Consider the following 19873-nt stretch of genomic DNA (forward strand, 5'->3'; position numbering starts at 1 on the left):
GTAACTTTGCCGAATTGGAACAGGCAAAACTACGCCCCGGAGCGATATCTCAACCGTGAATCGTCGATATCTGCATATCTCCTATCTGCTGACGGTCTACGGTGTCGGATTGGTCGTCTTCCTGCTGTTCCGGGCCCTCGTCCTCTTCGTCAATCTGCCGCAGCTCGACAGCGTGGCCACGGGACGGATGGAGTCCTTGCTGACGGCGTTCTGGATGGGACTGCGCTTCGATACCGTCATCTCCTGCTACATCCTCGCCCTGCCGCTCGCAGTCCTTTCCCTGGCTTCCATCGTCCGGCTCGACCGACCGAAGCTCTATGCCGCAGCCGGGATCTACCTGACGGTGTTCTATGGCATCGCCTTCTTCATCTGCGCGGCAGACGTACCGTACATGGTCCAGTATCGATCGCGCATCACCGTGGACGCGCTGCAGTGGGCGGACAATCCGGCCTTCATGATCGGGATGATCGTGCAGGAAGCCCGCTTCGGCGTCTATCTTCTCGTCTTCTGCGCTGTCATAGGGGCATGGATATGGGCCATGCGACGGACCCATCGGCGATATCTGCCCTCGATGCGGATACGCGAGGAGCGGTCGTGGAAGCATGCGGCCATCGCCATCGGAGTGTTCGTGCCGACGATGCTGCTCTGCATCCTCGGAATCAGGGGGCGGTGGGAGCAGAAGTCGCCCATCAGGGTCGGTACCGCCTTCGCCACGCCGTATGCCTTCACCAACCAGCTCGGGCTCAATCCGGTCTTCACCTTCCTGCGGAGCTGGATGGATGCACGGCAGCAGGAGAATCGCGCCCTTGCACTGATGCCGGACGACGAAGCGTTGCGCGAGGTGCGTCGTTATATGTGCATGCAGACGGACACGGTATTCGACTCACCCCTGGCGCGGACGGTCGCCGCTACGGGGCAGCCGCTCGCGATGAACGTCGTTCTCGTGATCATGGAAGGAATGTCGGCCGACTACATGCGCCGTCAGGGACATCCCACGGGATTGACACCGGTACTCGACAGCCTGGCATCGATCGGAATGTCGTTCGACAGTATCTATTCCGCCGGCATCCATACGCACAACGGTATCTACGGAACGCTGTTCTCCTTCCCGTCCATGCTGCGGCGCCATCCCATGAACGGCGTCAAGATGAACGACCATACGGGCTTCGCCGTGACGCTCAAGGAATTCGGGTACCGCACGGCGTACTTCACGACGCACGACGATCAATTCGACAATGTCGGTGGCTTCCTGCGATGGAACGGCTTCGACGAGATATTCAGCCAGCAGAACTATCCATCGGAAAAGGTGCTGAGCGTTCTCGGTGTTCCCGATCACGAGATGTTCGCATGGTCCCTGCCGGTGCTGGATCGGTATCATGCGGCGGGACGTCCGTTCTTCACGGCCTTCATGACGACGAGCAATCATGGTCCCTATATCCTGCCGCAGGGCATCCCCTTCACGCCGAAAAGTGAACATCTCGAACCCCAGATGGTGGAGTACTCGGACTGGGCCATCGGTACCTTCATGCACGAAGCCGCGAAGCGACCCTGGTTCAGGAACACGATGTTCGTCTTCGTCGCCGATCACGGCGGCATCACGGGCGTGAATCCGTACGACGTACCATTGTCCTACCACCATTCGCCTTTCATCGTACTCGCACCGGGCGTCATACGGCCATCGGCCGTCGGCACGGTGGGCGGGCAGATCGATGTGTTTCCGACGATCATGGGACTGCTGCGGCGATCGTACGTGAACAATACGATGGGGGTCGACCTCCTGCGCGAGCGACGTCCGTTCATCTTCATCACGGAAGACGACAGGATGGCCTGCCTCGATGCACAGTACCTGTTCATCCACAAGGACGACGGAGCGGAAGGTCTCTACCGTTACCGCACGGGCGACGTGACCAACTATCTTCGGCAGGAGGCCGTACGTGCCGACAGCATGCGGCGCTACATGTTCTCCATGATGCAGGGTACGCAATACGTTCTGGCCAACGACAAGGCCGGACGGCAGCGGAGGAAGCAGAGACAGTAGGGAACGAGCTCGCGAACGGTAGTCCGCATTTCTGCAAACCCGATTTGTCGAAGCACGGATGTTGCTGTTTGTTTACGGTAACGGAACAATCGTCGACGTAACGAATACGACGGTTTTCGGTTGTTATGTCCGATGCGACACTACCTCTCTCTGTGCGCCCTCGTGGCCGTAAGTACCGGATATGCGCTCCGCGGAGCGACGCTGCCCGACGAAACCCCTCCACTCAGGAAGATCACCGTCATTTCGTCCAACAACCGCGTCATCGACGAGCGGTATCGCATCCTTTCCCTGACGTCGAGCCCCCGTACTCCCGAACTGAAGCGGCTGAGAGAATTCATCGCATCGAAGGTCGATCTCGTGCGGATGCGCGATCCCGATCTGTTCATCGCGGCCATGGACTGGGTCCATCGTCAGTGGGTCCATGACGGCCGCCGTTCCCCCTCGCTCGACATGTCGAGCGTGGAGATACTCCAGTCGGCGGGCAAGGGCATGCGCTACAACTGCGAGGGATATGCAAGGGTCCTCGTCGACGTCCTCGCTTCCTTCGGGCACGTGGCACGTATCCAGCAACTGCGCACGGTGGACGTCGCCTACGGCGCGCCTGGGCGCGGACATGTCGTGGTCGAGGCATGGTCGAACACGCTGGACAAATGGATCTATCTCGATCCACAGATGAACGTCTTCATGCGCCAGGACAGTACGTATCTGAATGCGCTGGAAGGACTGAATGCATTGAAGATGTCCGCAGAGCGTGGTGCATCGGTGTTGCGCCTTCCTGCGACGGGGGTGCGGAACGCGCAGACGGATGTCGAACGCTATCTGCACGACTACGAAGCATTCGTGCGATCATTCAACGGCTCGTTGACGATCGTGGTGAACAAGGACGGAAAGTCCCGCCTGCTCGCCCTCCTCATGGATTCACGGGACCAGTATCTCACCTTCCAGGGGCTTCCCGCGGACGGTACGACCTTCACGGACGATACCCGGGACATCTACATGCCGGTGAATCATACGGCTCTCACGTACTACTTCGACAAGCCTGCACCGTTCGACTCCGTGATGCAGCGCTATCCGATACGGACGAAGGACGACTACGTCCGTGCGATGCCGAGGTTCGCCGCCGAACCTTCCTTCCAGGTCGAGCTCGAACACGGTATGCCGTGGTTCGATCATTTCGAGGTGACGTTCGACGATGCGACGTGGCGCAAGGTCAAGGGGGCCGCGCTGCCGTGGGAATTGCGGGACGGTCTGCATTCCATCGGAGTACGTGCGGTGAACGTCATGGGCGTCAGTGGCCCACCCGTCGCGATGCGTATTTCCTATGGCGTGGAGCGCTAGTCGCGCGATCTGACGGCACGCAGCGCTTCGGCTTGCTGCAGGACGCCGTACCCCTGACGGATCGTGGGCTGGTCGGGCAGTAGTGCCGCCGTCGATGCAAGGATGTCCTTGACGTCGCCGGGGCGCAGGGAGGGATCGATGGACAGCATCTGTGCGACGACGCTGGTGACGATCGGCGCGGCGAAGCTCGTACCGTCCACCATTTTATAGAACGGTGTAGCGATGAGCTCGGAGTGGAGGCGTTCCGCGATCCGCTGCCGTATCGTCATGACGTCTCTCGACGTCCACACGGCCACGGGGATTTTCGTATATGGGAGTAGCCGAGGGGCGCATGCCAGGAGCATGTCGTCGTCCATCGCGTCGAGAGCGCAGAGTGCGGCAGCTTCGCGGTGAACGGTCGTATCGGGCAGGATCGGTCCGGGCAGCCATATGGCGGGTGCAATCAGTTCGGGCTTCTGTATGCCCGTGTCGGTGATGCCGAACGTCGAATGATAGAGTTCGCCATCGTCCGTACGCAGTGTGTTCTTGTCGTTCAGTCCACCGATGGTGAGCGCTCCGGGTGCGGCGGCAGGAGGACGGATCGGGGCATAGGGATTGTTTCCCGCTGCAGCGACGACGACGATCCCCTCGGCTACCAGTTCCTCGACATGGCGGTTGACCGGATGGTCGATCGAATGGTCGAGCTCGTCGGCATAGACCGACATGTTCACGACGCGGATATCGTAGGTCTCCGCCTTGTCGGCGATCCATTGCAAGGCGCGTACGATCACGTCCGTCGTGATATGTCCCGTCTCGTCCATCGTCCGTATCAGCACGAGGGACGCATCGGGAGCCAGCGAGCGGAACTTGCCCTGCGAGAGATGGCCATTGCCGGCGGCCGTGCATGCCGTCATCGTACCGTGCCAGTGCCGCGGCGTAGCCGTCATACCCGGTAGATCGTGTTCGATGTCGTCGACCGCGTCGTAGTACTTCAGGATGCGGTTCTCGGGAAGCATGAGGTCGGGATGCTGGACGAAGTCCGAATCCACCATCGCGATGCAGATACCTGCGCCTGTGGATGATACATCGGCCTTCATACGGACGGGCAGGGAGAGGACAGGGCTGACGGACGGTTGACGCCATATCGAGGCGCGGTCCAGGCCGGATTCGTATGCGCTCATGACGGGAAGGTAGGGCATGACACAAAACTACGGCTATGGTGCGGTGTTCTATCCACGTATTTTTGCGGCCAGTTATCCCAATATGTTCGGAGGAACAGCGATGATGCGATGGTATACCTTGATGTTCGTGGCACTGGTGGTGGTGTCCGGCGCGGCTGCACAGGTGGACAGCAAGAAGGTATCGGACGACTTGCAGAAGATCGAAGCCATGAAGGCCGACTCGCTTCCGTGGAAGCTGAAGTTCTCCATCGGTGGAGGTATCACGAGCGTCATGCTCAACAACTGGTCCGGCGGGGGCGAGAATACCGTGACCCTCAAGGGGCTGTTCCTCGGATCGGCCGACTACATCGACGATCGGTTCTCGTGGGACAACGACCTCGATCTCGGCTACGGTATCACGAAGCTCGGCACGGAATCCTTCCGCAAGAACGACGACCGTATCATCTTCACCTCGAAGGCTTCTCTGAAGCAGACGGACGTCATGCGCTATACGGCCTTCCTCGACTTCCGTACCCAGTTCTATCAAGGTCTGAACTACGACAAGCACGACCCCGTCGACACGACGAAGTTCCTCAAGATCTCGAATCTCTTCGCTCCGGCCTATCTCACCGGTGCCCTCGGTCTTGAGTGGACACCCATCAAGGAATTCAAGATGCTGGTGTCGCCGCTTTCCTCAAGGACGATCTTCGTTCTCGACGACGATCTCGCGCGTCAAGGGGCGTATGGGGTCGATAGCGGAGCGCACATCAAGACCGACATCGGCGGTCTCATCAACATGAATCTCGACTGGATCGTTTTCGAGAACGTGACGTGGAAGTCGCGGTTCAATGCCTTCTGCCGCTATAACGCACCGGACCTCTGGATACTGACGGTCGAGAACGCGATCCTCATGAAGGTCAACAGCTTCCTCAGCGTCGGCTTCATGACGGACATTTTCTACGACGATCGCGTTCCCGTCGTACGGGACAACGGCACGACCGGCCCTGCGACGCAGGTGCGGAACCAGTTGATCGTGACCATCCAGTACTCCTTGCAGAATTTCTGATCTTCCGCTCCTGCCCGTGACGACGTCCTTGCCGAAAACCACGAAGGCCCTTCATGTGAAGGGCCTTCTTCGTATCGGATCGATATCGCCCCAAGGATGGGGCAGGTGTGGACGTCCGCGCCTACTGCGGCAACATCTTCCTGAACTCTTCCTCGGTGAGTACGGGTACGCCCAGCTCCTGCGCCTTGGTGAGTTTGCTGCCGGCATTCTCGCCGGCAACGACGTAGGACGTCTTCTTGCTGACCGAGCCCGATGCCTTGCCCCCCATAGTGAGGATCATCTCTTCCGCTTCGCGGCGCGTCATCGTGACCAGCTCACCTGTGAGGACGAAGGTCTTGCCTGCGAATACCTGTGCCTGCGGTGCCACGACTTCGCCTTCGAGCAGCAGGCCCTGTTCGCGCAGGGTCGCGACGAGCGTCCGGTTGTTCCCGTCGGCGAAGAAGTCCAGCACGCTGTCCGCGATACGATCGCCGATCTCGTTCACGGCCATCAGTTCTTCGCGGGTGGCATCGGCGAGCAGGTCGATGGAAGGAAATGCGCGGGCAAGGATACGTGCCACGCCTTCACCGACGAAGCGTATGCCGAGTGCGAACAGGACGCGATGATACGGGCGGGTCTTGCTGACGTCGAGTCCGTTCGTCAGCCGTTCCAGGCTCTTCGGTGCCCAGCGGTCCAGTGCGAGTATCCGCTCGGACTTCGACGGCAAGGCATAGACGTCGGCGAGCGAGGAGAGTAGCCCCGCTTCGATGAACTGATCGATGGCCTTGTCGCCCAGTCCGTCGATGTCCATCGCATCGCGCGACGCGAAGTGCTGCAGACGCCGGCGTACCTGCCAGGGACACGAGCCATCGTTGCAATAGTAGTTCGCCTCTCCTTCCGGTCTGTGCAGCGTGCTCCGATGGTCACATGGGCAGATATGCGGCATCGACCATGGTTGCGCATCGGCTGGACGGAGAGCTGCGACGACACCGCTGACCTTGGGAATGACGTCTCCACCTTTCTCGATGATGACGGTATCTCCGACGTGGAGGTCGAGGTCGTGGACGAAGTCCTCGTTGTGCAGCGTCGCGCGTGAGATCGTCGATCCTGCGAGAAGGACGGGCGTGAGTTCGGCGACGGGTGTGACGACTCCGGTGCGTCCCACCTGCAGAGTGATGTCGCGCAGCACGGTCTGCGCCTTCTTGGCCTCGTACTTGTAGGCGATGGCCCAACGTGGCGATCGCGCTACGAAGCCGAGTTCGTCCTGCTGGCGGAGATTGTCGACCTTGATCACGATGCCGTCGATCTGGAAGGGTAGCTTGTCGCGTTGCACATCCCACTCGTCGATGAAGGCCACGACTTCGTCGATCGACGAACAGGGCCGTATGCCGCTGCCCGTACGGAAGCCGAGTTCGGCGAGCAGTTCCAGATTGCGATGATGACTCGTGAGCTGTACTCCATCGGCTGCGAGCCAGTAGGCCACGAACTGCAACGGACGTTTGGCGACGTCGGCGGGGTTCTTCTGCTTCAGTGTACCTGCCGCAAGATTCCGCGGATTGGCATAGGGCTTCTCGCCTTCTTCTTCCGCACGTGCGTTGATGGCTATGAAGTCGTCGATGGGAAGGTAGATCTCGCCGCGTACTTCGAGGTCACGGAGCGGCTTGCCGTCTACATCGACATCGGCGAGGCGCAGGGGTACGGAGCGTATGGTCCGCAGGTTGGCCGTCACGTCGTCGCCCGACGTTCCGTCGCCGCGAGTGGCGGCGAGCGCGAGCACGCCGTCGCGATAGGTGAGGGACATGGCCACGCCATCGTACTTGAGCTCACAGACGTAGGATGGTTGGGCGCCTTCGAGGCCGTCGCGTACGCGACGGTCGAAGTCCTCTATTTCCTCGCGCGAATAGGTGTTCGACAGCGAGAGCATCGGACGCGCATGTGTCACGGTCCGGAACGAACCCGTCGGCACGCCCCCGACTCGTTGCGTTGGGGAGTCGGCCGTGATCAGCGAGGGATACTTCCGTTCGAGTTCCTGCAGTTCGGAGAACAGCGCATCGTAGGTTCTGTCGTCGATTTCGGGGTGCGCCTCCACATAGTAGAGGCGGTCGTGACGGTTGATCGCCGCACGCAGTTCCATAGCACGCGATGTGGCTTCGGACGGGGCGGTCGCGGCGTCGAAGAGGGAGTCTTGTTCCATGTGGCGAATATAGGCGGTGGCTGAATCGCTATCTTCGTTCCGACCGAAAAAGATACATATCGATGGATAGCCCATGATGCCGTCCCGTACCGTTTTCACGCTATGCGTTCTCGCCCTTGTCGCCGTCTCGCTCCAGGCGCAGGTAACCTTCCGTCCTACGTCGACGGGTGGCGTTCGGCCGCCGGCCGACATCGTCGGTACGATGCGCACGATGCCGCAGAAGAACGTCGTCATCACCGTCCCGACGTCCATGGGAGACATGACGCTGACGGGAGAGCGTTTCGACTTGTTCCTCCCCGAAGCCGTTCTCGTGGCCGGGACGCATGTCGGTGACGTCTATGCCGATATCCCCGATCACGCCCTCATGCGTGGAAGCGTGGCCGGGCGTCCGGGATCGTCGGTGTTCATCGCCGCCTTCCCTACGCACGTCGTCGGCATCATCGACATTCCCGAACCCGGCGGTAGCCGACGTCTGGTGATCGTTCCCGATGCGATCGTACCGGGAGGTATGGCCGAACACTCCGTCGTGGATGGACGTGACGCTCCGGCTTCGCCCTCGCGATGCCATGCGGAAGAGCTTCCCGACTATCAGCGCCGCACCGATTCGATTCTCGCCATCGTACGGAAGCACGGCGGTGAACAGATGAAGGGAGATGCCGGTCAGCGGAACATCCCCTATGCCTTGCACCTCGCAGTGGACTGTTCCTACAGCTTCTTCCTCAGGCATGACGGCAGCCTGACGACGGCTGCGGAATACGCCATCGCCATCCTCGGTGCCTCGTCCACGGTCTATGCGCGCGATGCCAACGTCCACATCCGCCTGCCGTATCTCCGGATATGGACGAAGGAGGATCCCTATCCCGGTGAGATCGGCGATGCCCTGGGGCATCTGCTGTCGTACTGGAACGACAGGATGAAGTACGTTTCCCGTTCGGCGACGATGCTGTTGTCGTCGAGTGTCGGCGGTGGCCTCGCCTACGTCGGAGTGCTGTGCTCCGACTACGGATATTCGGTATGCGGAGTGGGTGGCAACGTCAATCTTCCGGCATGGGGAGGATACATCTGGGATGTCGACGTGACGTCGCACGAACTCGGTCATAACATCGGATCCTCGCATACGCACAACTGCTCGTGGGAGCCACCGATCGACTCGTGCTGGAATGCCGAAGGAGGATGCTTCGACGCCACGTTGCCACGCCGCGGCACGATCATGAGCTACTGCCATCTGACCGCATTGGGTACGTCGCTCGAATTCCACCCACGTGTGGCCACACTCTTCGGCAGTGTCATGGCGCAGCGCGACTGCATCACGTCGTTCGGCATCAGACGCGATACGGCCATACAGGTCGTGATGATCAATGCGCCGCAGCCCGGCGCCGTCCTCGCACCCAGAGCGCAGTTCAGACCGGAAGCGATCCTGCGCAATACCGGCCGATTGCCACTTTCGGCCATCGTCGTACGCGCGGTCGTTACGACGCCCGACGGATCCATCAAACGCGCGAAGACAGCGGTGATTCCGAAACTCGGTTCGGACGAGGCCTTCACCGTGCGCTTCGATGGTATGTCGCTGGATTCGGCTGGTGACTACCTGTTGCGGGTCGAGGCCGTCGATATTCCCGGTGTCGCACCTGGACCCGACCATTCGATGACGCGTCCGTTCCGTATCGCTGCGTCGTCTTCCGCCTCGATCGGCGTCGTATCGCCCAACGGCGGTGAACTGCTGCGTGCCGGACAGGATGTGGACGTGAAATGGGACGCCAGGGACGTCAAACGCGTTCTCGTCGAATACTCGACGGACGATGGCAAGTCATGGGCCACGGTGCGCTTCTTCACCGATGCGACGCAGAAGCGTACGACGTGGACGGTGCCTGCCATACCGTCGTCGCAATGCCGTGTCCGTATCAGCAGTCAGGAGAACAGCGACATCTTCGACATATCCGACGACGTCTTCACCATCGGCGTCGACAAGGACGTGCAGGCCTTCGACATCGTCGACCCGCGTGCGAACGAGAAGGTCGTGACTCCGGTCGTACCGCGTATCGTCATCCGGAACAATGGAGCGATGGATATCGATGCCATCGACGTTCGTCTGACGATGAAGTGGGTACGCGATCCCGATCCCGTCTACGATACCGTGATCCGTATCGCACGTCTGCCGCTCGGCAGGCAGGACACGATTCCGTTCCCGGTCACGGCGCTCCTGCCCGAAGGCACGGTGACGATGCGGCTTCAGGTGACGGCGGCAGGAGACGTCCAACCGGCCAACGACATCTTCGCACGATCGTTCGATGCAGGCGGTCTGGCCGCACCATACCATCTCACGGTAGAGGATGCGCACGAACATGTCGTCCTGAGATGGTCGTTGAGGACGACGGACGACAGCACGCAGGTCGAACTTCTCAAAGGCGTGGCAGGCGGTCCCTTGACCAGACTGCGCGTCGTGTCGTCGTACGTGTCGACCTACGTCGACGATGCCGTCACGAACGGCACGTCGTACACCTATGCGGCCCGTGTCGTACGAGGATCGCGTACCAGTGTCCGGTCTTCGTCGGTGACGGCATTGCCGCGCCGGTATCCTGCAGGTGTGAAGCTCGTCGCACCGCAACTGGTGAGTCCTGCCCACGGCCAGACGAACGTTCCGATTCCCGCCCAGCTCGTATGGACGAACGTGGACGGAGCCGATCAGTACGAAGTACAGATCGCACAGGATGCCGACTTCCGTCAACTCATCCACGTCGCCGTCGTTCGCGTCGAAGGAACATGGACCATGCCCATGCTCTTCAACTCGAAGTACTGGTGGCGGATACGGGCCTTCAATCCGACGTATGTCGGACCATGGTCGCGGTCCCAGACCTTCAGCGTGACCGACAACTGCAGCGGGAAGGCCATGAAGCTCGACGGTACGACATCCCGCGCCTACAATGCCGCCTTCGTATGGCCCGGCGGTCCCGTGACCGTGGAGTTCTGGCGATACGTCGACGTCGAGACGAACAGTACGCTGTTCTCGATAGGAGAGTCCGACAACACCGGTAACCGCTTCCAGGCCCACGTTCCGTGGGGTGATCAGGTCGTGTACTGGGACTACGGCAACCTCAATGCCAATGGCCGGTTGACGGCATGGTACGGTCCGTATCTCGGTAAGTGGACACACGTCGCACTCGTCAGTGACGGTGCGGCATTCAAGGCCATCTACTTCGATGGCAAACTCGTCTCGTCGGAACGGACGGCGAGCACTCCGACGAATCTGCAGTACCTCAACATCGGTTCCATGCGCGATCAGTTGTTCTCGTCGGGCATGGTGGACGAATTCCGGATATGGTCTGTGGTTCGAACGCAGGAAGAGATTCGTGAGAACATGAATCGCAGGCTGCCCAATACCATCGCCGGACTCATGGGATGCTGGCGCTTCCTGGAAGGTACGGGCGAGAGCGTGTCGGACGTGTCGCCGCAGCATCGATCACTGACGATGGGCGAGCGATACTGGGCATCGTCCGCGGCGCCGATCGGATGCGACGACATCTATCCAATGATGCCGCCGCGTCCCTCCGCGGAAACACCCGGCAACGATGTCGGCAGGACCGATGTGGCTACGTTCAGGTGGCAGGGCGTCGACGAAGCACAATGGTACGAGTTCGAGATCCGCGATTCGGCGAAGCCTGAGGTCGTCTATCATCATGCCGACAATATCGCGGCAACCTCCTGCGACGTGGCGGGCCTCCCTTCCGGTACATCGTTCACGTGGCGCGTGCGCGGACACTCGGCGAACAGGATCAGTCCGTGGCGTGGACAATCCTTCACGTCGTTGCAGCCGTGCTACGATCGCGGAGTGGACTTCGGCAAGCCGGCCGTCTTCGTCGACGAGGACTTCGTCTTCGATGGACGTGCCGCTACCGTCGAATTCTGGTGCTATGTTCCGTCGCAGGACCTCGGAAACGAGTCGGCCTTCGTCATCGGTACGGCCGACAGCTCGGAGAACCGCTTCCAGGCTCATACGCCGTGGAGCGACAAGACGTTGTACTGGGACTTCGGCTCATGGGCGCAGGGCGGCAGGCTTACCGCACCATACGAGTCGTCACTGGACAAGTGGAGACACGTAGCGTTGGTCAGCGATGGCTTCGACGACATGCGTATATACTTCGATGGTCAGCTCGTCTCCCGTTCGAGTTTCGCGGATTCGCCGACCGGCAAGAAACGTATCGCCATCGGATCCAATACGTTCGGGAACTGGAGGCAGAAGGGACGACTGACCGATCTGCGCATATGGAACGTGCCGCGGACGGAAGAGCAGATACGCGAATCCATGTATCGGCGATACAGTGGCCCGGAATCGGGTCTGATCGGAAGCTGGCCGATGGATGACGGATCGGGACGAGACGTCACGGATGCTTCCGGATACGACGGAACGGCCACGAGCACGGATGATGTGGAGTGGTTGCCGATGGAAGGCCGCACCCTGCCCCAGGCCTTGCCTTATATCGTCGGGCCGCGTTCCGTCGAGCGTGGTTCCGAGCACACCTATCAGGTACGCGGTCATGTGGGATCGGGCTTCGTCTGGACCGTTCAGCAGGGGACCGTCCTTGCCGGTCAGGGAACGCCCATCGTCACGGTGAAATGGGCCGATGCCGAAGCAGCGGGACGTCTTGCCGTCGTGCGGACCTTCGAGGGCGGCTGCATCGACAGTTCGGGCAGCAACGTCGTTCTCGGTGTGCCGGTCGGAGTCGTCGAGGACATCATCCCGTCGCATGACATCCGTGTGATGCCCAATCCCGCATCGGATGCCGTACGATTGACGTGGAATCGCGACGACGACATCGTCGCGGTGGAAGTGGTGGACATGCTGGGACGGCGCATGCATCGGGCGGACGTGGACCAGCGTGATGGGTCGATGATCGATGTGTCGACGTTTCCGGCAGGTGCCTACGTCGTCCTTCTGCATGGACGGAATGTGGCGAATACACTCAGGGCGACCTTCGTCGTCAGATAGGACTCTCATGTTCACCGTAACGGATACGGCAGGTCTTTCGGTCGAGGCCCGGTATGCCGCACTGCACGAAGGTCTCGGCCATCTCGTCGATGGCGAGCCTTCGCTCATCGCCAATCTCGCCAATGCATCGTCCCTGATCTTTCATACGCTGCCCGACCTCAACTGGGCAGGCTTCTATCTGTTCGATGGCGACGAGCTCGTCCTCGGTCCGTTCCAGGGCAAGCCGGCCTGCATCCGCATCGGCATCGGACGTGGTGTATGCGGGACAGCAGCGGCGGAGCGTCGCACCATCGTCGTACCGGACGTGCATGAATTCCCGGGTCACATCGCCTGCGATGCGGCATCCCGCAGCGAAGTCGTCGTGCCGATGGTGAAGGACGGCAGTCTCATCGGTGTGCTCGATCTCGACAGTCCGTTGCCCGGACGCTTCACCGAAGAGGATGGAAGGGGATTGGAAGAGGTGGTGGAAATCATACTCGATCAACTGCCGTGATCAGTGCCGGAACGAATGGTCGTGCGTTCGTCGAGAAGATGATATGGTTGATGGAGGATGATAGGTGATATCGTAACAAAGAGTAGTATTCGGTCCGGGTACGGTATAAGTTGGCACCAGATAAATCGCGCAATGTGTAGTGCCGTGCGGTTTACATGTATGTAGTTGTTGGCTGTAGTCGGCCGATTCACGTTATTCTGGGGGTACTATGACGACCTTGTTTTGTCGTATCTCGCTTGCCATCATCTTGATAGTGATGGGAATGTCGTCGGCCTCGGCCGATATTCTGAAGATCTGGATCTATCGCTGTACCGATGGTGGGTGCAACCGATTGTGGGTAGCTGCCGGTGGAGGCGAGACTGGCGCCGAATCATGCGAAGAGGTTGGTAGTACTTGTTATATCGTCATTCAACAAGGTCTCCATTCCGCGAATGGGAGCCAGATCATTCCGCTCGGTCTCGTCGTGAATGGCAGGATCGACGGACTGGAAGCTCGCAATACTATTACATCCGAAGTCGATCCGTCGATACCGATGGGCGGATTCACGTTCATGTCGGGCGAAGCGATGGTTCGAATCGTCGAATACACTAGCCAGCCACAGTATGTCGGTGCAACCATCAGTATGTCCGGTGTCACGTTGGCTCCAGACGGAAGCTTTACCATCACGTTCCCGTACATTCCATAGAGGGCATCATGAAGAACATTATGGTACTTGCCGTGACTCTGCTTGTAACGCTCTGTCACGTAAGGGCTGACTTTCTCAGAACGGAATACAAGAAGGTATCTTCTGGTGGTACAAGGACTTGGGCGGGAGATGTTACTCCTGGTAATCCATGTCCGCATGAAGGTTCGACATGTCAGCTTACAATCACACCTGATGAAGCTGGTGTCATCGGAGAAATCGTTGCGGCTCCAGGCGGAGGATGGTTAGTCACAGTTGACGTGCCTACCCTCAACTTCAGTCCGGTCGGTTTCTGGTATCCGATCTCATTGCTTGCATTTCCGGGATTCATGTTCGGACCAGGTGAGTATCAACTTCGAATTGTGGACTGGCCCGGGAATCCCTCGTACAATGGCATCACTGTCCCTTGCGATGGTGCAGTAGTAGATGCCTCCGGAAGGATTACACTATTCGTACCATGAATGGGCATGACAAACCCGTCTCGGAGCATCTCTGTCGTGCTATTCATAGTGCGCCGAAAACATTATAGTGGAAGATCGATCATGAGACATATCCTTTCAATGATTCTGTTGCTTTCTCTGTATTTCCTACCAGTCACTGGGCGAACGGCGAATGACCACTCGTACAATACCAGGACTCGTGTCGGCGACGTGGTGACGCTTCGTGGCGAGGACGAGGGGCGAGCCAATGTCGTCTATGTCTTTACCGATCAGCGGGCATGCTATACCTGTATGCTGACGCTGAAGAGTTTCTGCGAGGTCATGGCCAAACGACAGGTGCCCGTCGTGTTCTTCGTGAAGGGCCTATCTCCATCGTCGACGGAGCGATTCCGGAAGGAGCAGGACGTCGAGGCCACTATCGTCGGCGACGACATGGGAGCCTATTTCGCATTGTTCCGTATCGAGAAACCGACGGTACTCATGCTGGTGAACGGCAATGGTGTCGTCGAATACATCGGTATTCCGGGAACAGCCAATTTCGATCCGGCGGTCATTGCCGACAAGGTTGGAACACCGGATACTTCGAAGATGGGCGCGCGATATGCCCTGGAGGGTGTGCGACATGCGCGGATCGCCAAACGGGTGCCTCTCGACACGGCGCTCGATCCGAGCCGGAATACGAGTCTTAAGTATCAAGGCGAGAAGGGGCGATTCGCCCTGTTCGATCATAGCAGCCGAAAACTCCATATCGTTTCGGACAAGGGAGCGACGCTGTATACCGGAAGAATCGCCGCGAAGAATATTCCCTATCGGCCGTATGGCCCCACACTTATTGCCCTGGACCGTGAACGTGGGTTGCTCGTTTACGATACGGATGTTGAAACAGTATACCCTTATCTGTTCTTCTATGACTACAGTACTCAGAATGCGGATACTCTCGTCTTTCCGATTGCGGAACGGCAAAGAACAACGCATAAAATATTGTACGACACCAGGTCTGGACGATACTGGATCGGCCGCAGGCCCTTCAATTCATCGATGGACTTCATCGACGACGGGGCTTCCCTGTTGACGCTGAAGGACGGCACATGGCATCGGCAGGGGAGATTCGACAGGATCTATTTCGACGGATTCAATTCGAGTTATTACTGGCAGATGTTTTCGCTGTGCAAGGATGGATTCCTCGAGCTGCAGAGCATGTCGGATACGCTATATGTCCACGACCGGGAGGGCGAGATCGTGCGCACGATAGCCGTGACGCTGCCTCCGGAGCATCGCATCGAATGGAAGAACAGGATGAGAACATTGACGGCTTCGTCACCGTTGTCGCAGGTGAAGGCATTGGGCGATTCTCTCGTACGTCCGCTGAAGATTCTATGTGATTCGACATCAATGACTTGCTACGTCTTCTTCCAGATGCCGATGTCGCACTATACGGGCAAGCGCCTTCCGAATGGCGACAATCCGCCGGTCACCGTCGGCCGGTCCGTGAACATCGAGACAGGGGCCCTAGGCGAGGTCTTCGAGATACCGCTTGGGGTCATCGTTCAGGATATCGACGATGGAATGGCGATCGCGACGAACTTCGGGTCGAAACAATCCGAACTGCTATGGCTCACATTGCCGAAATAGGCATCGTCGGGGTGATCGGCTGCCTTCCGGACCGATGTCGGATCGTTCGGTATGGCCGAACAAGGATTTGGGAACTTACTGACCAGTCAGTAAGTTCGTGGCGCTATGTCGACACGCGAACACATACTGGATGAAGCGGAACGCCGTATGCTCACTGCGGGGCCTTCCGCATTTTCGTTCTACGACCTCGCCGATGCTCTCGGAATACGTCATACGGCCATCCACTACCACTTCCATTCCAAGGACGATCTGCTGGCTGCGTTGATCGAGCGGTCCTGCCACCGCGTCGTCGATCTCGAACGAGAAACGAGCGGCCAGGAGAACCCGGTACGACGTATGTCGACCTTCATCCAGGTCTATCTCAACAATGCGCGCCGCGATCTGATCTGCATGATCAGTTCCGTCACGGCGCTCTTCCCTCAGCTCGGCGAAGCCGTGCAGGACGCCGTGCGTTCGACCTCGCAACAGATACTGGACCTCCTGACGTCCATCGTACGCGACGGCCAGCGCGACGGGTCGTTCAAGGCGGACAAGGCCGCCCATGTCATGGCATTACAGATCATCGCGAATCTCATGACGGGTATCCAGATGCGCCGTGTACTCGGCGACGACGTGCTCAAGTCACTCGTCGACGGTATCTGGCGCGATCTCGGTGCTCGTCGTCCACGTTCCACTTCTTCATCAGAACATCATGCGTAATCAACGTCGTGTCGTCATCACCGGTCTCGGAGTCGTCTCCCCGCTGGGCAACGATCTGTCCACGTTCTGGACCAATCTCGTCAACGGCGTGAGCGGTGCGGGGCCCATTACCCATTTCGATGCATCGCGCTTCAAGACGCGATTCGCCTGCGAGGTCAAGGGCTTCGATGCGGCGGCGGTGCTGGATCGCAAGACCGTGCAGTCGAGCGATCTGTTCGCCCACTATGCACTGGCGGCTGCGGACGAGGCGCTGAAGATGTCGCAGATGGACCTCGATGCGATCGACAAGGATCGTGCGGGAGTCATCTGGGGCAGCGGCAACGGTGGTATCGGATCGCTGCAGACGCAGATCCTCGACTATGCCGCCGGCGATGGTACCCCGCGGTTCTCGCCCTTCCTCGTACCGAAGATGATCGTGGACATGGGATCCGGTCTGATCTCCATCCGATACGGTCTGCGTGGGCCGAGCTTCGCTCCCGTGAGCGCATGCGCGACGTCGACGACGGCGTTGATCGAAGCCGCGCTGTATGTGGGTAGCGGTCTGGCCGACATCGTCGTGGCCGGTGGCAGCGAAGCACCGATCACGCAATCGGCTCTCGGCGGCTTCAGTTCGTCGAAGGCCCTGAGTACGCGCAACGACGAGCCGCAGAAGGCATCACGTCCGTTCGACAGGAACCGTGATGGCTTCGTGATGGGAGAAGGTGCGGGTGCCCTCATCGTCGAAGAGCGCGAACACGCCCTGCGCCGCGGTGCGCCCATCCTCTGCGAGGTGATGGGGTATGCGCAGACGAGCGATGCCTATCATATCACCGCTACGCATCCGGAAGGACTCGGAGCTGCACGCGGGATGCGTCTCGCTCTCGAAATCGCCGGTATCGATCCGGAACAGGTCGACCATATCAACGCACACGCTACGTCCACGCCGAAGGGCGATGAAAGCGAACTCGCGGCCATGCGAAGCGTCTTCGGTACGAATGCGAATGCACGCATCACGTCGACGAAGTCGATGACGGGACACCTGCTCGGTGCAGCCGGTGCCGTCGAATCCATTTCCTGTATCATGGCGATCCGTGACGGTATCATGCCGCCGACGATCAATCTCGACGATCCCGACGAATCGACGGAAGGCATGAACATCGTCGCCAACACTGCGGAGCGCCGCACGGTACGCGTGGCCATGAACAATACCTTCGGTTTCGGCGGACACAATGCCATCGTCGTCCTGGCCGCTCCGGATTTCCGCCCGTAAGTCACATCCCGAGATGATTCCAGTACGATAGTTCCGGTGTCCACCATCGGAACTATCGTGTCATGAAGAAGAGCGGAAGACGGCGTCACGGGACGTATGATCGCAGGAGCGATTCCGTCGCGTGCGATCAATCGGTACGATCCGCGATCGTATGGAGTGCGATCGGCCTCATCCTTTCCATGTTGTTCCTGACGATTCCATGCGGTGCGCAGATTCGCATCAATGAAGTGCATGCGGTCCCTGCTGCCGGTGAACCGGAATGGATCGAAGTGGTGAATGCCGGTAGCACCGGCATTCGAATGACATCCTGGTCCGTCTGCGATGCGAGAACGTGCGCGGGAATCCCCGATATCACGCTTCCTGCCGGACGCTATGCGGTATTCACCCGCGATACGGTGGTATTGCGTGAAGCACGGTACGTGGACGAACGTGCATTGCTCGTCGAAGTCCGTCTGCCGTCACTGAACAACGGTGTGGATGACGTCGTCGTCAGGAACGGGGACATCGTCGTCGTCGATTCCATGAGCTACGACATGGAACAGGGAATACGGGGCCGCTCTCTCGAACGCTCGGATTTGTCGTCATGGCATGCGTCGCGATCACGCGACAGTGCGACGTGCGGCTATCTCAACAGCATCGTGACGCTCGACCACGACCGGGCCATCGCGAACGTCGGTATCGACGGTGCCACGTATGCGATACATGTACGTGTGGCGAACGTCGGTCGCAGCGCCATGCCATCGACGGTGCTCAGGGTTCTTGGATCGATGTCGTCCGCCGATGGAACGGCGGCCGGGAAATCGGTCCCTGAACTGACGCCGGGATCATGGATCGACGTATCGCTGTCGTACGATGGGGTTCTCGATACCGCTACTGCGGGAGCTTCGGCGACCATCATCGCATGGTTCGACGATGGCGACGACCGTCCGGACAACGATACGGCCATACTGCCGATCGTCGTGCCGCCACGCAGGGGAAGCCTGACGATCACCGAAGTGATGTTCGATCCGATGTCTTGGCAGTGCGACTATGTGGAGCTGTACAATGGAACGTCGGATACCATCGACCTGCAAGGCTGGTATCTGGCCGATACGCGCTCCAACGGCGTGTGGGATACGACGGATATCGAGACTTCCGTGACCCTTCGACCTGGAGCGTTCGCCGTCCTTGCGGCCGATACGTCGGTCGACGCCATGCTTGGGGGGGCGGATGATATGACACGTCGTGGATCCATGCGAAGAGGATGGAATCTGAATGCCGATGCCGGTGAAGTGTCGGTGATGACACCTTCCGGTTTCGTCGTCGACCGTATCCGGTACGACAGTCGTTGGCACAATCCGCACCTGCCCGAGCGGAGCGGAGTCTCGCTGGAGAAGCCATTGGCCGAGCTGTCCGGCATGGCCTCGGAATCGTGGTTGTCGAGCGGCGATCCGAGAGGAGGTACTCCGGCACGGAAGAACAGCGTCGGCTTGCCGTTGCCATCCGGTGGGAAGCTCGTCGCCTCTCCCAGCCCGTTCAGTACGAGAGCCGGTGCCCCGGCTCACCCATGTTTGTTGCGGTTCGACATTCCGGCTGGTCAGGCCGTGGCATCGCTCAGGATACTGACGCCGGAAGGAATGCCCGTGCGTACGCTGCTCGATGCCGTCTTCGTCGGGACCATGGGCATCGTGGCATGGGATGGGGTCGACGATCATGGGGTGACGGTGGCACCCGGGCCATATGTCGCTCTTGTCGAGGCCGTGGATGCCGTATCGGGGGAGTTGTCGCGTGCCCTTTGTCTGGTCGTCGTAGGGGAGTAGCACTGGGATGCCGGTAGATTCAGCTGCACTATAGGCAAATGGAGGGATGAGATGAACGGCAGTCGTGCCCGACGATTGAAAGTCGTGAAAGCGATGCAAACACTACCCAGGCCGATACTGGATACTAGTGTAATATGTCGT

General features: G+C 59.5%; 12 protein-coding genes. 10 read left to right on the forward strand and 2 right to left on the reverse strand.

All coding sequences use genetic code 11. The features are described 5' to 3' along the window. The first annotated feature begins 55 nt into the window (after positions 1 to 55). A complete protein-coding gene (locus BGO89_09695) occupies positions 56 to 2038 on the forward strand; it encodes a hypothetical protein (GenBank protein ID OJX56795.1) in 1983 nt (660 codons plus the stop codon). A 132-nt stretch (positions 2039 to 2170) separates the two neighbouring features. Beyond that, entirely contained in the window at positions 2171 to 3376 is a 1206-nt protein-coding gene (locus tag BGO89_09700; GenBank protein OJX56796.1) for a hypothetical protein, read from the forward strand. Here the strand turns inward: BGO89_09700 and BGO89_09705 are convergent. Beyond that, positions 3373 to 4452 (reverse strand): hypothetical protein, encoded by a 1080-nt coding sequence (locus BGO89_09705; GenBank protein ID OJX57343.1) that lies wholly within the window; start codon positions 4450 to 4452, stop codon positions 3373 to 3375. The two genes, BGO89_09700 and BGO89_09705, sit on opposite strands and share 4 nt — an antisense overlap. Positions 4453 to 4552: 100 nt before the next feature. Between BGO89_09705 and BGO89_09710 the strand changes: the two genes are divergently transcribed. Beyond that, positions 4553 to 5581 carry a hypothetical protein gene (locus BGO89_09710; protein ID OJX56797.1) on the forward strand — a complete coding sequence of 343 codons (1029 nt, stop codon included), beginning with the start codon at positions 4553 to 4555 and terminating at the stop codon, positions 5579 to 5581. Positions 5582 to 5702: 121 nt separating this feature from the next. Here the strand turns inward: BGO89_09710 and BGO89_09715 are convergent, their stop codons facing one another. Then, positions 5703 to 7694, reverse strand: coding sequence for a hypothetical protein (locus BGO89_09715; protein OJX57344.1), 1992 nt, complete (start codon positions 7692 to 7694; stop codon positions 5703 to 5705). A 133-nt stretch (positions 7695 to 7827) separates the two neighbouring features. Between BGO89_09715 and BGO89_09720 the strand changes: the two genes are divergently transcribed. From BGO89_09720 to BGO89_09750, 7 genes are all read left to right on the forward strand, one after another. Continuing rightward, positions 7828 to 12738 (forward strand): hypothetical protein, encoded by a 4911-nt coding sequence (locus BGO89_09720; protein ID OJX56798.1) that lies wholly within the window; start codon positions 7828 to 7830, stop codon positions 12736 to 12738. Between the two features lie 7 nt (positions 12739 to 12745). Then, positions 12746 to 13231, forward strand: a complete 486-nt coding sequence (locus BGO89_09725; protein ID OJX56799.1) for a hypothetical protein — start codon at positions 12746 to 12748, stop codon at positions 13229 to 13231. A 262-nt stretch (positions 13232 to 13493) separates the two neighbouring features. Further along, positions 13494 to 13916, forward strand: a complete 423-nt coding sequence (locus tag BGO89_09730; protein OJX56800.1) for a hypothetical protein — start codon at positions 13494 to 13496, stop codon at positions 13914 to 13916. 647 nt (positions 13917 to 14563) lie between these two features. After that, complete coding sequence (locus BGO89_09735) at positions 14564 to 15985, forward strand: hypothetical protein (GenBank protein OJX56801.1); 1422 nt, start codon at positions 14564 to 14566, stop codon at positions 15983 to 15985. A 105-nt stretch (positions 15986 to 16090) separates the two neighbouring features. After that, positions 16091 to 16684 (forward strand): hypothetical protein, encoded by a 594-nt coding sequence (locus BGO89_09740; protein OJX56802.1) that lies wholly within the window; start codon positions 16091 to 16093, stop codon positions 16682 to 16684. Continuing rightward, positions 16677 to 17933: a beta-ketoacyl-[acyl-carrier-protein] synthase II gene (locus BGO89_09745; protein OJX56803.1), complete on the forward strand. Its 1257-nt coding sequence runs from the start codon at positions 16677 to 16679 to the stop codon at positions 17931 to 17933. Before BGO89_09740 ends, BGO89_09745 begins: the two co-directional genes overlap by 8 nt. A gap of 62 nt (positions 17934 to 17995) precedes the next feature. Then, positions 17996 to 19732: a hypothetical protein gene (locus BGO89_09750; protein OJX56804.1), complete on the forward strand. Its 1737-nt coding sequence runs from the start codon at positions 17996 to 17998 to the stop codon at positions 19730 to 19732. Positions 19733 to 19873: the final 141 nt, after the last annotated feature.

It is taken from the genome of Candidatus Kapaibacterium thiocyanatum (genome assembly GCA_001899175.1).
GTDB lineage: Bacteria > Bacteroidota > Ignavibacteria > Kapaibacteriales > Kapaibacteriaceae > Kapaibacterium > Kapaibacterium thiocyanatum.

Coding starts and splice junctions, on each gene's coding strand:
- BGO89_09700 (OJX56796.1), top strand. CDS start 2,171: ATGCGACACTACCTCTCTCTGTGCGCCCTCGTGGCCGTAAGTACCGGA.
- BGO89_09705 (OJX57343.1), bottom strand. CDS start 4,452: ATGAAGGCCGATGTATCATCCACAGGCGCAGGTATCTGCATCGCGATG.
- BGO89_09710 (OJX56797.1), top strand. CDS start 4,553: ATGACACAAAACTACGGCTATGGTGCGGTGTTCTATCCACGTATTTTT.
- BGO89_09715 (OJX57344.1), bottom strand. CDS start 7,694: ATGGAACTGCGTGCGGCGATCAACCGTCACGACCGCCTCTACTATGTG.
- BGO89_09720 (OJX56798.1), top strand. CDS start 7,828: ATGATGCCGTCCCGTACCGTTTTCACGCTATGCGTTCTCGCCCTTGTC.
- BGO89_09725 (OJX56799.1), top strand. CDS start 12,746: ATGTTCACCGTAACGGATACGGCAGGTCTTTCGGTCGAGGCCCGGTAT.
- BGO89_09730 (OJX56800.1), top strand. CDS start 13,494: ATGTCGTCGGCCTCGGCCGATATTCTGAAGATCTGGATCTATCGCTGT.
- BGO89_09740 (OJX56802.1), top strand. CDS start 16,091: ATGTCGACACGCGAACACATACTGGATGAAGCGGAACGCCGTATGCTC.
- BGO89_09745 (OJX56803.1), top strand. CDS start 16,677: ATGCGTAATCAACGTCGTGTCGTCATCACCGGTCTCGGAGTCGTCTCC.
- BGO89_09750 (OJX56804.1), top strand. CDS start 17,996: ATGAAGAAGAGCGGAAGACGGCGTCACGGGACGTATGATCGCAGGAGC.